General features: G+C 63.4%; 15 protein-coding genes and 2 pseudogenes. 13 read left to right on the top strand and 4 right to left on the bottom strand.

What is annotated here, in order from left to right; translation table 11 throughout:
- Positions 1 to 6: 6 nt before the first annotated feature.
- Entirely contained in the window at positions 7 to 891 is an 885-nt protein-coding gene (locus ACJA3S_RS11780; RefSeq protein WP_406821966.1) for an EamA family transporter, read from the bottom strand.
- Between the two features lie 238 nt (positions 892 to 1,129).
- On the opposite strand from ACJA3S_RS11780, the pseudogene ACJA3S_RS11775 reads away from it, so the two are divergent.
- A pseudogene (locus ACJA3S_RS11775) lies at positions 1,130 to 2,528 on the top strand (purine-cytosine permease family protein).
- A gap of 181 nt (positions 2,529 to 2,709) precedes the next feature.
- On the opposite strand, the gene ACJA3S_RS11770 reads toward ACJA3S_RS11775, so the two are convergent.
- Positions 2,710 to 3,321 carry an FMN-dependent NADH-azoreductase gene (locus tag ACJA3S_RS11770; RefSeq protein WP_406821965.1) on the bottom strand — a complete coding sequence of 204 codons (612 nt, stop codon included), beginning with the start codon at positions 3,319 to 3,321 and terminating at the stop codon, positions 2,710 to 2,712.
- A 133-nt stretch (positions 3,322 to 3,454) separates the two neighbouring features.
- Here ACJA3S_RS11770 and ACJA3S_RS11765 point away from each other — a divergent pair, with 133 nt between their 5' ends.
- Complete coding sequence (locus tag ACJA3S_RS11765) at positions 3,455 to 4,357, top strand: LysR substrate-binding domain-containing protein (RefSeq protein WP_406821964.1); 903 nt, start codon at positions 3,455 to 3,457, stop codon at positions 4,355 to 4,357.
- A complete protein-coding gene (locus ACJA3S_RS11760) occupies positions 4,350 to 4,709 on the top strand; it encodes an MmcQ/YjbR family DNA-binding protein (protein ID WP_170029670.1) in 360 nt (119 codons plus the stop codon). The genes ACJA3S_RS11765 and ACJA3S_RS11760 overlap by 8 nt, the downstream gene beginning before the upstream one ends.
- A 70-nt stretch (positions 4,710 to 4,779) precedes the next feature.
- Here ACJA3S_RS11760 and ACJA3S_RS11755 read toward each other — a convergent pair whose 3' ends face one another.
- On the bottom strand, positions 4,780 to 5,193 hold the full coding sequence (locus ACJA3S_RS11755) for a DUF1294 domain-containing protein (protein ID WP_406821963.1): 414 nt from the start codon (positions 5,191 to 5,193) through the stop codon (positions 4,780 to 4,782).
- Entirely contained in the window at positions 5,186 to 6,016 is an 831-nt protein-coding gene (locus tag ACJA3S_RS11750) for an undecaprenyl-diphosphate phosphatase (RefSeq protein WP_170029668.1), read from the bottom strand. Before ACJA3S_RS11750 ends, ACJA3S_RS11755 begins: the two co-directional genes overlap by 8 nt.
- 282 nt (positions 6,017 to 6,298) lie before the next feature.
- Between ACJA3S_RS11750 and ACJA3S_RS11745 the strand changes: the two are divergent.
- The 10 genes and pseudogenes from ACJA3S_RS11745 to ACJA3S_RS11700 form a co-directional block, all read left to right on the top strand.
- Positions 6,299 to 7,027, top strand: a pseudogene (locus ACJA3S_RS11745) (cache domain-containing protein); the annotation flags it as partial.
- 186 nt (positions 7,028 to 7,213) lie between these two features.
- Positions 7,214 to 7,948, top strand: a complete 735-nt coding sequence (locus ACJA3S_RS11740; protein ID WP_406822241.1) for a methyl-accepting chemotaxis protein — start codon at positions 7,214 to 7,216, stop codon at positions 7,946 to 7,948.
- 113 nt (positions 7,949 to 8,061) lie between these two features.
- On the top strand, positions 8,062 to 8,628 hold the full coding sequence (gene pnuC / locus ACJA3S_RS11735) for a nicotinamide riboside transporter PnuC (protein ID WP_406821962.1): 567 nt from the start codon (positions 8,062 to 8,064) through the stop codon (positions 8,626 to 8,628).
- Positions 8,625 to 9,194: an AAA family ATPase gene (locus ACJA3S_RS11730; RefSeq protein WP_406821961.1), complete on the top strand. Its 570-nt coding sequence runs from the start codon at positions 8,625 to 8,627 to the stop codon at positions 9,192 to 9,194. The genes pnuC and ACJA3S_RS11730 overlap by 4 nt, the downstream gene beginning before the upstream one ends.
- Before the next feature lie 300 nt (positions 9,195 to 9,494).
- Positions 9,495 to 9,929 carry a hypothetical protein gene (locus ACJA3S_RS11725; protein WP_406821960.1) on the top strand — a complete coding sequence of 145 codons (435 nt, stop codon included), beginning with the start codon at positions 9,495 to 9,497 and terminating at the stop codon, positions 9,927 to 9,929.
- Between the two features lies 1 nt (position 9,930).
- The gene (locus tag ACJA3S_RS11720; RefSeq protein WP_406821959.1) at positions 9,931 to 10,509 is read left to right on the top strand and encodes an adhesin; all 579 of its coding nucleotides are present in this window, start codon (positions 9,931 to 9,933) and stop codon (positions 10,507 to 10,509) included.
- Positions 10,510 to 10,558: 49 nt separating this feature from the next.
- On the top strand, positions 10,559 to 12,010 hold the full coding sequence (locus ACJA3S_RS11715; protein ID WP_406821958.1) for a heme utilization protein: 1,452 nt from the start codon (positions 10,559 to 10,561) through the stop codon (positions 12,008 to 12,010).
- A 62-nt stretch (positions 12,011 to 12,072) separates the two neighbouring features.
- The gene (locus ACJA3S_RS11710; RefSeq protein ID WP_406821957.1) at positions 12,073 to 12,753 is read left to right on the top strand and encodes a C39 family peptidase; all 681 of its coding nucleotides are present in this window, start codon (positions 12,073 to 12,075) and stop codon (positions 12,751 to 12,753) included.
- A gap of 43 nt (positions 12,754 to 12,796) precedes the next feature.
- Entirely contained in the window at positions 12,797 to 13,549 is a 753-nt protein-coding gene (locus ACJA3S_RS11705) for a hypothetical protein (protein WP_406821956.1), read from the top strand.
- A gap of 44 nt (positions 13,550 to 13,593) precedes the next feature.
- Positions 13,594 to 14,874: a hypothetical protein gene (locus ACJA3S_RS11700; RefSeq protein WP_406821955.1), complete on the top strand. Its 1,281-nt coding sequence runs from the start codon at positions 13,594 to 13,596 to the stop codon at positions 14,872 to 14,874.
- The last annotated feature ends 32 nt before the right edge of the window (positions 14,875 to 14,906 follow it).

Here is a 14,906-nt window from a genome sequence, read left to right as displayed (position 1 = left end):
GCCGATTCACGCGCTGACCGCGCGCAAGCGCTGGCCGATGCGCGCGCCGAACACGTTCACCAGCAACCCAGCCATCACCAGCAAAGCGCCCCAGCCCTGCGTTGCCGTCAGCCGCTCGCCCAGCAACAGCGCCGACGAACTCAAGCCGATCACCGGCACCAGCAGCGAGAACGGGGCCACTTTGCCAGCCGGATGGCGCGACAGCAGCTTGCTCCACAGGCTGTAGCCCAGCATGGTGGCGACGAACGCCAGGTAAGCCAGGGCCAGCACCGAACTCCAACCGATGTTGGCCAAGGCATGGCCAATGCGCTCCGGCCCTTCCAGCCACCAGGACAATGCCAGGAACGGCAGCGGCGGAATCAGCCCGCCCCAGATCACCAGCGCCACCAGGTCAACCGAGCCAAAGCGCCGGGTAATGATGTTGCCCAGGCCCCACATGGCACCGCCGCACAGGGTCAGTGCCAGCGCCAGCATCGGCACATGGCCGCCGTCTTCGCAACCGATCAGGGCCAGGCCGCTGGCCGCCACCAACAGCCCGAGCACGCTGGCCAGGCGCAGCCGCTCGCCGAGGAACAATGCGGCGAACCCCAGGGTGAAGAACGCCTGCGATTGCAGGATCAACGAGGCCAGCCCTGGCGGCATGCCGCTGTACATGGCCTGGAACAGGAAGGCGAACTGGCCCAGGGAAATGGTCGCACCGTAGGCGAACAGCCAGCGCCAGGGCAACCGGGGCCGCCTGATCAGCAGGATGGCCGGGAACGCCACCAACATGAAGCGCAATGCCCCCAGCAACATCGGCGGCAAGCCATCGAGGCCAACCTTGATGACCACGAAGTTGACTCCCCAGGCGACGATCACCACCAGGGCAATCAACAGGTCCTTGAGCGGCATTGCAGCATCCTTCTTCCAGGCATTTTTAGACATATTTCGTTACAGCATAAGGCTATTCCTCTACTGGGGACCGGCACAGTTGCGACCCATCATTGCGCAACAGTGCCACTGTTCCATCCGCGACGTCCCCGCTTGACCCTGCTTGTATATACATGCTCACATGAGACCAACGTCATCCGCCTCGCGCCCTACCGATGACTGACTCGCTTACACAAATACAATGAAGCGGAGCCACCGAATGACCAGCAAACCCGTATTCGAGCGGCGCTCGATCGACTACATCCCCCGAAGCTGAACGCCATGGCCGCGTATACAGCCAGTTCACCCTGTGGCTCGGGGCCAACCTGCAGATCACTGCAATCGTGACCGGCGCGCTGGCCGTGGTGCTCGGTGGCGATGTGTTCTGGTCCTTGATTGGCTTGTTGCTTGGCCAATTGATCGGTGGCGCGGTCATGGCCCTGCATGCAGCCCAGGGCCCACGCCTCGGGTTGCCGCAGATGATTTCCAGCCGCGTGCAGTTCGGGGTCTATGGCGCAGCCATACCGATGGTACTGGTGTGCCTGATGTACCTGGGCTTTACCGCTACCGGCACGGTTCTCTCCGGGCAGGCAATCGGCCAACTGTTGGACGTCAGCGACAGCACCGGCATCCTGGTTTTCGCCAGCGTCATCGTCCTCGCCACCTTGGCCGGCTACCGGGTGATCCACTGGATCGGGCGAGTCGCCAGCGTGCTGGGGATCATTGCCTTCGTCTACCTGTTCAGCCGCATCCTGATGCTGGCCGACATCGGGCAACTACTGGACAACCGCCACTTCAGCTGGGCATCGTTCATGCTCGCGGTGTCACTGGCGGCATCCTGGCAGATCGCCTTCGGCCCGTATGTCGCCGACTATTCGCGCTACCTGCCAAGCAGCACCTCGCCAGGCAAGACTTTCCTTGCTGCAGGGTTGGGCTCGGTGATCGGCGCGCAGGCGTCAATGATGCTTGGGGTATTTGCCGTGGCCATTGCCGGGGGCCAGTTCGCCGGCCATGAAGTGGCATACATCGTTGGCCTGGGCGGTGCCGGCAGCACCGCAGCGCTGCTGTATTTCTGCATCGCCTTCGGCAAGGTGACCATCTCGACGCTGAATTCCTATGGCAGCTTCATGTGCATTGCCACCATCATCAGCGGCTTTCGCGGCCACCTGGCGATCAGTCGGCTACAGCGCCTGCTGTTTGTCCTGGTAATCGTCGGCGCCGCGACCCTGCTGGCCCTGCTTGGCCAGCATTCGTTTCTCAGCGCGTTCAAGTCGTTCATCCTGTTCCTGCTGACGTTCTTCGTGCCGTGGAGCGCGGTCAACTTGGTCGACTACTACTTCATCACCAAGGAACGTTACGACATCCCTGCCCTCGCCGACCCACAGGGCCGCTATGGCCGCTGGAACTGGCCCGGGATCATCGTCTACAGCGTCGGCGTGCTGGTGCAGATGCCGTTCATCGACACCAAGCTGTACACGGGGCCGATGGTCGAGCACCTGGGCGGTGTGGATGTATCGTGGCTGATCGGCCTGGTAGTACCGAGCGTGCTGTACTACCTGGTGGCACGCCAGCGGGCCCACCATGCGCCGGTGTCGATGATCGTGCCTGAGAGTCACTGAGCCGCGCAGAAACGGCCTGTAGCAACCGCCAGGCCGACGCGGCCATGCAGGCGCGGCCTGGGTCGCAAAAAAGCCGCAAAGCGGCCCCGGTTTCAGCGTTATCGCCGAGATCTCCGGGGCCGCCTTGCGGCTTTTTCGCGACACCAGGCCGCTGTTACCGCGTCAGCGATTGGTACCTGGCTCAGGCAGCCGCAAACAGCTCGTTGGCAATTTGTGCCTGGGCAGCGTCGATCGCCTGGCTGCGCTGCTCAGGGCCGTAGGCCAGGCCATGGGCGCGGACGATTTCCAGGTCGGTGATGCCGATGAAGCCCAGGAACACCTTGAGGAATTCCTCATGCCCGGCACCGCTCGGCTGGCCAGCGTGCAGGCCACCGGCAGTGGACACCAGCACGACTTTCTTGTCGCCGCACAGGCCTTGCGGGCCGGCTTCGGTGTAGCGGAAGGTCTTGCCAGCGACGGCTACGCGGTCGATCCAGGCCTTGAGCTGGGTCGGCACGGTGAAGTTGTACATCGGCGCGCCGATCACCACGGCATCCGCCGCCAGGAACTCTTCCAGGGTTTCTGCGCTGAGCTTGGCCTCGAAGGCCTGGGCTGCATCGCGCACGTCTTCCGGGGTGCCCGCCGCTACCAGGGTGGCCGCAGAGAAGTGGGCGATGGCGTCGGCGGCCAGGTCGCGGTACACCACTTCCACGCTCGGGTCGGCAGCTTTCCAGGCTTCGACCACTTCGCGGCTCAGTTGGCGGGAGGCGGAATTGTCGCCCAGGATGCTCGAATCGATATGCAACAGTTTCATGGGACTCTCCTGTGAATGACGACCGCGACAGTGGGCGATCACGATGGGGAGAATCCTACCGAGGGAGCCAATGGCTGATAAGTCAGCAAAAATGCGTTAGTTTGTCCCACAGATGGAACAGTGAGACAGGCCCATGCAAGACCTCAACGACCTTTTCTATTTTGCCCGCGTAGTCGAGGCCGGCGGTTTTGCCGCAGCCGGTCGCCAGCTGGGCATCCCCAAGTCGCGGCTGTCGCGGCGCATTGCCGAGCTGGAAGAACGCCTGGGCACTCGCCTGCTGCAGCGTACCACGCGGCAACTGAAGCTCACCGCCGTAGGCGAACGCTACTTGCACCACTGCCAGGCCATGCTGCTTGAGGCCGAAGCCGCCGACGAAGCGGTGGCCAGCATGAGCAGCGAACCGCGTGGGCGCTTGCGGGTGTCCTGCCCGGTGGCGTTGGCCCATGCCTTCCTGCCGGAGGTGATCAGCCGCTTTCTTGAGCAATACCCGCTGGTGCAGCTGGACATGGTGCTGCTCAACCGCCGGGTCGACCTGATTTCCGAAGGCATCGACGTGGCGCTGCGGGTGCGCGACCTGGGCGATGAAGACCCGGCCCTGGTTACCCGGCGCCTGCGCCAGGCGCAGATGCAACTGGTTGCCGCGCCCGGTTTCGCCGACCACATTCGCGAACCCGGCGAACTGGCGTCGTTACCCGTACTGGGCGCCGCCGAAGCGGACCGGCTGGTACACTTCCGGCTGTTCGGCCCGCACGGCAAACAGCAGGAAATCGCCTTGGAACCACGCCTGGCAATCGATGATTTCGTAGTACGTAATGCTGCTGTACGGGCAGGCCTCGGGTTCACCGCGCTGCCCAGCATGTTCTGCGAGGAAGAACTGGCCCGCGGCGAACTGGTGCGCCTGCTGCCGGACTGGTCGTTACCGGGTGGTTACCTGCAGGCGGTGTATCCGCACCGGCGTGGCTTGCTGCCGGCGGTACGGGTGTGGATCGACCACCTGGCGGCCTCGTTCGAGGCCTGCGGAGAACAGTATGTCTGAACGGCACATGAGCGAAACCGAGGTGGCGGCGTACTGCCTGAGCCTGCCGGGGGCGCGGGAAGACTACAAATGGGGTGGCATCCGGGTGTTCTCGGTGGCGGGCAACAAGATGTTCGCAGTGCTCGACCTGGCGGGCGCAGGATTGTCGTTCAAAGTCGCCGACGAGCTGTTTCTCGGTTATTGCGATCGCCCGGGGGTGCGGCCTGCGCCGTATCTGGCGCGGGCGCGGTGGATCAGCATGGCACCGCCCTACCCGATGGGGCGCGACGAGCTGTGTGACTTGCTACGGCGCTCGCACCAGCTGGTGGTACAGCGCTTGCCCAAACGGCTGCAGGCGGGCTTGGTCTTGTGACCCATGCTGCTGGCCTCTTCGCGGCTGCACCTGTGGGGTTTACCCGCGAAGAAGCCGGCACAGCCACCCATCAGCCAACGGCCAGGTAACGCCCGCCAAGCAACAGCCAGTCCGCCCAGAACGCCTGGTGCAGCGCCACGATCGCCCAGCACACCAGCTGATACGAGACCTTGCGGGTCTTGTGGCGGAACAGCTGTTGCGCCAGCAGTGCCCCCGGCCAACCACCCAGCAGCTCACTGGCATGCAGCACCTTTTCTGGCGTACGCCAGGCCTGGGTGCGAGCCTGCTGCTTATCCTGCCAGTACAGCAGCAGGCTGATCAGGCTCATCGCCGGGTACAACGCCAGTGGCCACCAGGCCTGGTCGACCCAGGCCATGCGCGCCGCGCCGAGGCCGGGCAACAGGCACAGCAGGCCCAACAGCAGCAGTTTCAGGCGCACGTTGCGTACGCCTTCCAGGCGTACTCCCCTGGCCGCCTCAGCCATGTGCAGTGGCCCAGTCAACCCAACCGAACTGCCAGGTCGCCAGGATCAGCAGGCCGAAGGCGATGCGATACCAGGCGAATGCCGCGTAGCTGTGGTTGGCAATGAACTTCAGCAGCGCACGCACGGCAATCATGGCAAAAATGAACGAGGTCACGAAGCCAAGGGCAAACACCGGCAGGTCGCCGGGCTGGAACAGATCGCGGTACTTGTAGCCTGAATACACCGCTGCGCCCACCATGGTCGGCATCGCCAGGAAAAACGAGAACTCGGTCGCGGCCTTGCGCGACAGGCCGAACAGCAGCCCACCGATAATGGTCGAGCCGGAGCGCGAAGTGCCCGGGATCATCGCCAGGCACTGGATGAAGCCAATCTTCAAGGCATGGCTCCAGCGCATGTCGTCTACATGGTCGACCTCCACGCGGTGCTCGCGACGCTCTGCCCAGAGCATGATCACCCCACCCACCACCAGTGCCGCCGCCACGGTAATCGGGTTGAACAGGTAGGCATGGATCAGGTCGGCGAACAGCACGCCCAGGACCACCGCCGGCAGGAACGCCAGCAACAGGTTGCCGGTGAAACGCCGCGCCGTCGGCTGGCTGGCCAGGCCGAAGACCACGTCGAGGATCTTGCTACGAAACTCCCACACCACCGCCAGGATCGCCGCCAGCTGAATGATGATGTTGAAAGCCATGGCCCGTTCGCCAGCAAACCCGATCAGGTCGGCGACGATAATCTGGTGACCGGTACTGGATATCGGCAGAAACTCCGTCAGCCCTTCGACCACACCCAAGATGATTGCCTGAAAGGCAGTCCAAAAATCCATCATTCCCCCGCTGAGGCGCTGCTCGTTGCAGGCCCCTTGTTCTTGATTTGCTTGAAATTGCCGCGCGCGGCCCGGCTGTTTTACAGCGTCTGTTGGGCGCAATGCCAGCAGAAAAGTTCGCCCCGCCTAAAGGTTTCATCTTGCGCGGCCGACATCCTAGCAGAGCGCCTTTGCAATCGCCTTGTACGACCGCTGCAGACTATCAGTCGCATAGCACTTAGCCATTAGTCGAGTACGGCCATGGCGTAAAGCATGCTTGGATGCACCTGAATAAAAAGAACAATGCGGGAGCTGTGGATGAAAACCCTGAGATCGATGTCTATCAGCCGCCGCCTGTGGCTGATCCTGCTGGTCGCGGTGGCCATGCTGCTGGTGCTGGGCCTGCTGATGCTGCGCCAGATCCATGGCGACCTGTACCAGGCCAAAGCGGAAAAGACCCGCCACGTGGTGCAGACTGCCGCCGGTGTACTGGCCTATTACCAAGGCCTGGAGGCGGCCGGCACGCTCAGCCGCGAAGCGGCCCAGCAACAGGCGTTGCAAGTGGTGCGCGCGCTGCGCTACGACCATGACGACTACTTCTGGATCAACGACCTGGGGCCGAAGATGATCATGCATCCGGCCAACCCCAAGCTCGACGGCCAGGACCTGTCGGGCATCCGTGACCCCGACGGCTTTGCCTTGTTCAACGAGATGGTCGCACTGGCCCGCAAACAGGATGCCGGGCCGGTCAACTACCGCTGGCCCAAGCCCGGTGCCAGCGAGCCGGTGGCCAAGACGTCGTATATCCAGCTGTTCAAGCCGTGGGGCTGGATCATTGGCTCGGGCGTCTACGTCGATGACGTGCAGGCCGAGTTCAACCGCCAGTTGCGCGACGCCTCGCTGGTCGGCCTGGCCATTGCCGTGCTGATGGCGCTGGTGGTGATGCTGATTGCCCGCAGCATTGCGCGCCCGTTGCAGGAAGCGGTGCAGGCCATGGGCAACATCGCCAGCGGCGAAAGCGACCTGACCCGGCGCCTGGACACCCACGGCCGCGACGAAATCACCCACCTGGGCGAGCACTTCAACCGCTTCAACGGCAAGCTGCAAGGGGTGGTCGGCCAGTTGCAGGGGGCAGCCCATGCCTTGGCCCAGTCGGCCGGGCATGTGGGTGACAATGCCGGCGCCGCGCAGCAGCACAGCGCCCAGCAATCGCTGCAGATGGACCAGGTGGCGACCGCCGTCAACGAGGTCACCTACGCCGTGCAGGACGTGGCCAAGACCGCCGAGCAGGCCGCCGGGGAGATGCGCATTGCGCAGCAGCAGGTGGCGCACGGCCAGCAGGCCATCCACGGCAGCCTGGCGCAGATCGACCAGCTGTCGCTGACCATTGACCAGGCCGTGCAGGTGATCCGTGAGCTGGCCGGGCACAGCACACGCATCGGTGGCGTGCTGGACGTGATCCGCTCCATCGCCGAACAGACCAACCTGTTGGCGCTGAACGCGGCCATCGAGGCGGCACGGGCCGGCGAGCAAGGCCGCGGCTTTGCCGTGGTCGCCGACGAGGTGCGCCTGCTGGCCCAGCGCACGGCGCAGTCGACGGCCGAGATCCACACCATGATCGAGCACCTGCAAAGCCAGTCGGACGCGGCAGTCAAGGCCATCGACACCAGCAGCGAAGCTTCGCGCCAGACGGTCGAACAGGCCCGTGAAGCCGGCGCCAGCCTGGACGCCATCAACCAGGCGCTGAACAACCTCACCGCCTTGAACGCCTCGATAGCCAGCGCCACCCTGCAGCAGTCGCATGTGGTCGAGGAAATCAACCGCAACGTGCTGGATACCGCCGGCTTGTCGCAACAGACCGCCGATGCGGCGCGCCAGTCCAGTGAAGCCGGAGTGGCGCTGGGGCGGTTGAGCGAAGAGCTGGAGCAGCTGTTGCGGCAGTTCCGGGTTTAAGTTCGAGAACGCCGGGGCTGCTTTGCAGCCCCAGCTTCGCCGACGCCCTACACCTTGCCCTGGCGACCCGCTACAATCGCCGCCCTCTCCGATAATCTCTCCAAGGATCGCCGATGTCCGGCCTTGAACTCATCGCCGCCGTCCTCGGCGTCATCGCTGTCTGGCTCACGGTCAAGCAGAACGCCTGGTGCTGGCCGATCGGCCTGGTCATGGTGCTGATCTATGGCTGGTTGTTCTACGAAGTGAAACTGTATTCGGGCATGCTGCTGCAACTGGCCTACGCCATCCTGCAACTGTACGGCTGGTGGCAATGGAAACGTCCGGGGCATGTTGAAGATGCCCGCCAGGTTTCACGCCTGCAGCGCCCTGCACTGCTCAGCGGCCTGGCCGCCGGAGTGCTGCTGAGCGCCACGCTGGGCGCCGCCATGGCCAACTGGACCGACGCCGCCCTGCCCTGGCTGGACGCCAGCCTGACCGGGTTCAGCCTGGTTGCGCAATTGTGGATGGCGCAAAAACGCCTGCAGTGCTGGCCGCTTTGGGTCGTGGTGGACATCATCTACGTCGGCCAATACCTGCACCAGCAGCTGTACTTCACCGCCGGCTTCTTCGCCGTGCTCACCCTGATCGCCTTGCGCGGCTGGCTGGAATGGCATCGCGACCCGGCGCTGGTACAACCATGACCACGCCACAGGAAATGAAGGTGTTGGTGCTGTGCGGCCCGGAATCCAGCGGCAAAAGCTGGCTCAGCGGGGTGATCCAGGCGCGTTTCGGCGGCTTGGTGGTGGCCGAATACGTGCGCCACTTCATCGACCAGGAATGCCGCGATACCTGCTACGCCGATATTCCCACCATCGCGCGCGGCCAGCTGGCCTGGGAAGACAGTGCCCGTGCAAAAACACCGCCACTGCTGATCCTCGACACCCACCTGTTGAGCAACATGCTGTGGAGCCAGGCGCTGTTCGGTGACTGCCCGCCCTGGTTGGAGCAGGCATTGCTGGCACGGCATTACCACCTGCACCTGTTGCTTAGCCCGCAAGGGGTGGATTGGGTTGCCGATGGCCAGCGCAGCCAGCCAGAACTGAGCGACCGCCAGCGATTCTTCGACGACAGCCTGCACTGGTTGCAACGGCATAACCAAGCGTACGAAATAATTGCCGGCGATTGGCCACAACGCCAGTTGCTGGCCCTGCAAACAGTCGCTAGGCTGATTGATAGCGATACGCCAGCCACTTTCACAGAGTGTTAAAGCGCCGACACACTTCGTTGGACCGAAAGCCCCGAAACAGCAGGGGCTTCGCCCAGTTTCGCGGGCGCTGTCAACGTGCTGAAACACCCCGGCCAAAAGCCCCCTCCCGTCGAAGCCGGCACCGGCTTGACCGGTAACGCCCCGCAGCGCCTGTTTCACGGCTGAGACAGAATACGCCGTAGTTTCTCACCCTCTTTTCTTAACCCCTTGATCCCTCGAGTTTTTTCAAAAACGGCACACCTCCTGCTGTCCCGTTCGCATCGCTGAACAGGACCAGCGCTCAAAAAAGGAGATGCCGTCGTGAGGAAAACTGACAAAGGCCTTCACCATCTGCTGCTGTTCTGCCTGTTCGCTGCATTGAGCCTGACTGCCCAGGCGGACAAAGGCATCATCATCATCACCCGCGACGTGCAGACGCGTAACGCAACGGTCCCGCCGCTGATCCCCGACCCGACTCCCACCACCGTCAATGCCAACCCGTCTGCCCAGGTGCTCAGGCAAACCAACGAGCTGAGTGACGGCGACTTCGCCAGCATCAGCAGCGGCGCGGGGATCAGCAGCATGATCACCCAGCAGACCAACAACCTGGGCGGCAATCTCGGCCAGCAGACACAACTGCCCAACCTTTCCGGCGGACGCGGCACAGGCTCGGGCAACGGCATCTCCAACATGGTCAATTCCAGCGTGCAGCGTGGCCTCGCCCCGCTGCAAATCCTGACTGGCGGGAGCAAGTGAGATGAAGCCCATGCTGCTGATCCTGGCCACCCTGTGCAGTGCCTCGGCCCTCGCCCAGTCGCCAGTCCCCGTGCTCGACAATGCCGATATCGACAGTTCCGGCAGCCACTACCAAGGCAACCTCTCGGTCAACCAGGCCGCAGGTAACCAGCAACAGCAGGTGAATGCGCGGGCCATTGCCGTCGGGCCTGCAGCGAACGCCAGCACGCAGATACGGCAACGCCTGGCGACGCCCGCCAATCCTGCGCTGGACGCCCGCGCGCAGATCCACGGCAACGCCTTCAGCAACGGCACTGGCGCCCTCGGGGTCAACCAGAGCGCCGGTGCCAATACCCAGCAAGCGAATGCACTGAGCATCAGCATCGGTGCCCAGCCGCAAAGCATCGACGACAGCGTCCTCCTGCAGCAGAACGTGGCGCTGCTCAACAACTCCGGTGCAACTGACACCCCAACAGGCCATCGCCAGGTCACCACCAGTGACCAGGCCTTCACCGGTAGCCGTGGGGTGATCCAGTTGAACCAGAGTGCCGGGGTGGGAAACCGCATGGCCAACACCCTGAGCATCCGGGTCGCGGATTGACCCATTCAGTCAAGAACGACACTTAACCAATAACGTACGGAGAATCACCATGAAACCCTCGATGGCAATCAAGCCTCTGGTTTTCGCAATTGCTGCGGTCATGGCTGTTGCTGTACAAGCTGAGCAGAACGACCGGAGTGGCGGGCACCACAATGGTCACCATAATAACGGGCAGCACAAGCCTCCTCCCACCAGGATCCCTGTGTTTGCCACGGCCAACGCCATTGACAGCCAGCGCAGTACAGGCAACAAAATCACCAACCAAGGCACTGTCAATGCGGCCGAGATGAGCAGTTCGGCCGCCGGTGCCAGCGGCAACGTGGGTGTCAACGTGGCAGCCGGCAACGGCAACCAGCAGGACAACGCCGCAGCCATTGCCAACGCATCGTCCGAGTCCAGCCTGGACAACAGCTTCGTGTTCGGTACCGCCGAAGCCACCGCCGATGTCCGCCAGTTCAGCAACAACAACCGCGTCGACAACTGGTCCACGCAAAGCTCGGCAGTCATGACCGGCTCGGCCGATGGTGCAGAGGGCAACGTTGGCGTCAACATCGCCGGCGGCGACCTCAACCAGCAGAAGAACACCATGGCCATCGCCAATACCGGTGCCCCGCTGGGCAATGCCACGGCCACCGCCTCGGCCGAGCAGAATGGCCCGGGCCTGGTGGTGAACAACAGCGCCGACCGCACCTACCGCGTGGATACGCTGACCATCACCACCAGCAAGAGCGGCTCGAGCTCGCGTGAGGGCACGTTCAACTCGTCCGACGACCGCAGCTCGTCGTCGAGCTTCAGCGTGGCCGGCTCGCAAAGTGCCAGCTCCAGCGGCTCCAATGGCTGGAGCTCCAGCGGGTCGAGCAGCAGCAATGCCAGCGGTTCGCACAGCGCCACGGCCAGCGGTTCCAACAGCTGGAATGCCAGTGGCTCGGTGGCCGGCAACGCCAGTTCGTCCAGCAGCGCGAGCCTGAGTGCCTCCCTGGCTGCCGCCGCCGATGCTACCCGTACCGTGACGACCGATGACGGCCGCCGCGAGCGCACACGCACCGACAGCTTCGATGGCTCGCTCAACGCCTCGCTCAATGTCGACGTCGACCGTTCGCGGGAAAGCGCGTACGACGCATCGTTCGAGAAGGCATTCGACTCGTCGTATGACAAGTCTCGCCAATCGAGCTACGACAAGTCTCGCGACTCCTCGTATGAAAAGGCTCACGAGTCGTCCTATGCCAATGCATCGGAATCGGCGTTTGAAAAGTCTGGCGAGAAATCGTCGCAATCTTCGAACGACGTGGCGAAGAGCTACAGCGAAAGCAGCGCCTACGACTTGAGCAATACCGTGTCCTTCCAAGTGCTGACCCCGACCGGCTGGGCCAACCCGGTGACCAACACTGCGACCCTTAGCGGCTCGGTGAATGGTGGCAGTGGCAACCTGGGCGTGAACGTGGCGGCCGGTGTGGGTAACCAGCAAAGCAACTCGCTGGCGATCTCCAACACCTCGTTCTGATCGCTGTGCTCGAGGCCCCCTGCGGGGGGCCTTTCCACCACAGAAAGGGAAGGCATCCGATCATGCGTATTGTTGCCTTGGCGTGTCTGCTGTGCCTGGCCAGCGTGAATGAGGCTGCACAAATGCCATTGTCCGTGCTGCCCGGCGGCGCGCTGGTGTTCAAACCCATCCAGAGTGTGCGCGAGCGCAAGTTCGCCGACCTGGTGCAACAGAAAACCGACTTCAGCTGCGGCGCCGCCGCACTGGCCACCATCCTGCGCCAGGCCTACTGGCTGGACGTCAACGAGCAACAGATCATCGAAGGCATGCTGGCCCACGCCGACCAGGACCTGGTCCGCACCCAGGGCTTCTCGATGCTGGACATGAAGCGCTACGTGGAAAGCCTCGGCATGCGTGCCCGCGGCTACCGGGTGGCGCCCGAGACCCTGCACAGCATTCGCATCCCGGTGGTCGTGCTGATGGAGGTGCGCGGCTACAAGCACTTCGTGGTCATGCAGAAGGTCGACCGCGGCTGGGTGTACATCGGTGACCCGGTGCTGGGCCACAAGCGCTACAAGGTCGAGGATTTTCTCAAAGGCTGGAACGGCATCATCTTCGCCGTGATCGGCCAGGGCTACGACAAGCACAACGCCTTGCTCGACCCGCCCCTGCCACTGACCGCCAAGGGCCGGGTCAACGACTTCGCCCCGGTGCAGGACGCCGAGCTGCTGGATTTCGGTTTCATCAAAAGCGACTTCTTCTAACGACTGGTCGAACGACAGGAGCATGACGCTCCGGGGAGCACCCATGAAGCATCCGCTGTGGCTCGCAATGGCATGCCTGGCCGCGAGCCTGCCAACCCAGGCAGAGACCTTCAGGCCCATCGAACTGAAGGACCAGGAACTGGCGAGCCTGCGTGGCCGCTACGTGATGCCGGGGCGCATCGTCAGTTTCGGCATCGTCATGTCCAGCACCTGGCAGAATGCCAAAGGCGATGTGATCGGCGCGACCAGCACCCTGCAGATACAGCAGTCGACCATCAAGCCGCAATTCTATGTCTCGCTGATCGACGAGCAAGGCACTGGCACGGCGTCAGCCGGCGCATCTGCCCCCGGTACCGGTAGCGTGACCGGCGGCGCCGGGCTCGGCACCACTGCGGGCGTGACCCAGGTGGTCCGCGCCGCAGGCGACAACAACAGCGCCTACAACAACGTCGACATCAACGTGACCAAGGCCAGTCAGGCGCCCACTGGGCAGCCGCAGGGCCAGGCGCTGGCCGCCGGCCAGACCCTGACAGGCGCAAACGGCGCTGGTGCGCTGAGCGTATCGGCCAGCGGTGTCGGTGTGCAGCTGAATATCCACGCCAGCAACAACCAGGGCGGCAGCGTACAGCGCCTGGCCCAGGGTGGCCTGCTGCAGAACGCCACCCTGCTGGGCAGCGGCAACCGTGTCAACAACCTCACTTCCCTGAACGTGGTGATGCGCGAAAGCGTGCCGACAGCGGCTTCGCTGAACGGCAGCCTCGACCAGCTCAAGGGGCTTCGCACATTCGGGTACTGATCTTCTCAGTTTGCTGAAAACAAGTCGGCAGGGACGGCAATGCCATGCACCGATCGATAACGCTGAACGCTTTTGTGTGTCTGGCCAGCCTGGCCCCGGTCACCTTGCTCCATGCAGCTGCCGACCCCCAGGTCGAGGCCCTCAAGCAAGAACTGATCGAACTGAAACGCCGCTACGAAGCCCAGCAGCAAGCGCTGATGGTCTTGGAGCAGCGCGTGCGCCAGGTCGAGGAAACCCCGCCAGCGCCTGCGCCCAGGCGCCTGGTCAAATCCCCCGCCGAAGGGGTCAAGGGCGCGCAAACGGTCGCATCCGGCGCGCCGGGAACCAGCGGCAGCTCCTACGGCCAGGCGCTGACCGCCGATTCCGAGCCGGCGCAGAGCGTATCCAACCTGTATGATGAGGCCAGCGGCTTTTTCGGCGGTGGCAAGTTCAGTTTCGAGACCGGCATCACCTATACCCACTACGATACCCGCGCGCTGGTGCTCAACGGCTTCCTGGCACTGGATTCGATCTTCCTCGGCAGCATCAATCTGGACCGGATCAAGGCGGACAACTGGACCCTGGACATGACCGCCCGGTACAACCTGGCTCAGCGTTGGCAGTTCGATATCAACGTCCCGGTGGTGTACCGCGAGTCTACCTATTCTTCCGGCGGTGCCGGCGGCGCCGGGGCGAGCACCTCGGATGCAACGGTGACCCGCGACCCGGAAATCGGCGATATCAACGTCGGCGTCGCCTACAAGTTCCTCGACGAAGACGAGACCTGGCCCGATGCAGTGGCCACCTTGCGCATCAAGGCCCCCACCGGCAAGGACCCCTACGGCATCAAACTGCGCGAAGTGCCTGGCAACGACAACCTGTCGGTGCCGGAAAGCCTGCCGACCGGCAACGGCGTCTGGTCGATCACCCCGGGCATTTCGCTGGTCAAGACCTTCGACCCGGCCGTGCTGTTCGCCAGCCTGTCCTACACCTACAACATGCAGGACTCGTTCAGCGACATCAGCCCGCAGGTCAACAGCAAGGTGCCAGGGGACGTGAAGCTGGGCGACTCCTGGCAGATCGGCGGTGGTATCGCCTTTGCCCTCAACGAGAAGATGAGCATGTCGTTCTCGGTGTCCGACCAGTTCGCCAGCAAGAGCAAGATCAAACCGGATGGCGGCGACTGGCAGTCGATCTCCAACAGCGACTACAACGCGGCCAACTTCAATATCGGCATGACCTTCGCCGCTACCGACAACCTGACCATCGTGCCCAACCTGTCCATTGGTCTGACCGACGATGCGCCGGACTTTTCCTTCAGCCTGAAATTCCCTTACTACTTCTGATACTTGCCAAGGTCCGGGGCCGCGCGCGCGGC

Source organism: Pseudomonas sp. KnCO4 (assembly GCF_045344305.1).
GTDB classification, from domain to species: Bacteria; Pseudomonadota; Gammaproteobacteria; order Pseudomonadales; family Pseudomonadaceae; genus Aquipseudomonas; species Aquipseudomonas anuradhapurensis.
Note: the sequence above shows the minus strand (reverse complement) of the source record. Positions and strands in the feature narration are given on the sequence as shown.

Bases quoted from the DNA above. Each gene is read 5' to 3' on its own strand.
- ACJA3S_RS11780 (WP_406821966.1), bottom strand. From the start codon at position 891: ATGCCGCTCAAGGACCTGTTGATTGCCCTGGTGGTGATCGTCGCCTGG.
- ACJA3S_RS11770 (WP_406821965.1), bottom strand. From the start codon at position 3,321: ATGAAACTGTTGCATATCGATTCGAGCATCCTGGGCGACAATTCCGCC.
- ACJA3S_RS11765 (WP_406821964.1), top strand. From the start codon at position 3,455: ATGCAAGACCTCAACGACCTTTTCTATTTTGCCCGCGTAGTCGAGGCC.
- ACJA3S_RS11760 (WP_170029670.1), top strand. From the start codon at position 4,350: ATGTCTGAACGGCACATGAGCGAAACCGAGGTGGCGGCGTACTGCCTG.
- ACJA3S_RS11755 (WP_406821963.1), bottom strand. From the start codon at position 5,193: ATGGCTGAGGCGGCCAGGGGAGTACGCCTGGAAGGCGTACGCAACGTG.
- ACJA3S_RS11750 (WP_170029668.1), bottom strand. From the start codon at position 6,016: ATGGATTTTTGGACTGCCTTTCAGGCAATCATCTTGGGTGTGGTCGAA.
- ACJA3S_RS11740 (WP_406822241.1), top strand. From the start codon at position 7,214: ATGGACCAGGTGGCGACCGCCGTCAACGAGGTCACCTACGCCGTGCAG.
- pnuC (WP_406821962.1), top strand. From the start codon at position 8,062: ATGTCCGGCCTTGAACTCATCGCCGCCGTCCTCGGCGTCATCGCTGTC.
- ACJA3S_RS11730 (WP_406821961.1), top strand. From the start codon at position 8,625: ATGACCACGCCACAGGAAATGAAGGTGTTGGTGCTGTGCGGCCCGGAA.
- ACJA3S_RS11720 (WP_406821959.1), top strand. From the start codon at position 9,931: ATGAAGCCCATGCTGCTGATCCTGGCCACCCTGTGCAGTGCCTCGGCC.
- ACJA3S_RS11715 (WP_406821958.1), top strand. From the start codon at position 10,559: ATGAAACCCTCGATGGCAATCAAGCCTCTGGTTTTCGCAATTGCTGCG.
- ACJA3S_RS11710 (WP_406821957.1), top strand. From the start codon at position 12,073: ATGCGTATTGTTGCCTTGGCGTGTCTGCTGTGCCTGGCCAGCGTGAAT.
- ACJA3S_RS11705 (WP_406821956.1), top strand. From the start codon at position 12,797: ATGAAGCATCCGCTGTGGCTCGCAATGGCATGCCTGGCCGCGAGCCTG.
- ACJA3S_RS11700 (WP_406821955.1), top strand. From the start codon at position 13,594: ATGCACCGATCGATAACGCTGAACGCTTTTGTGTGTCTGGCCAGCCTG.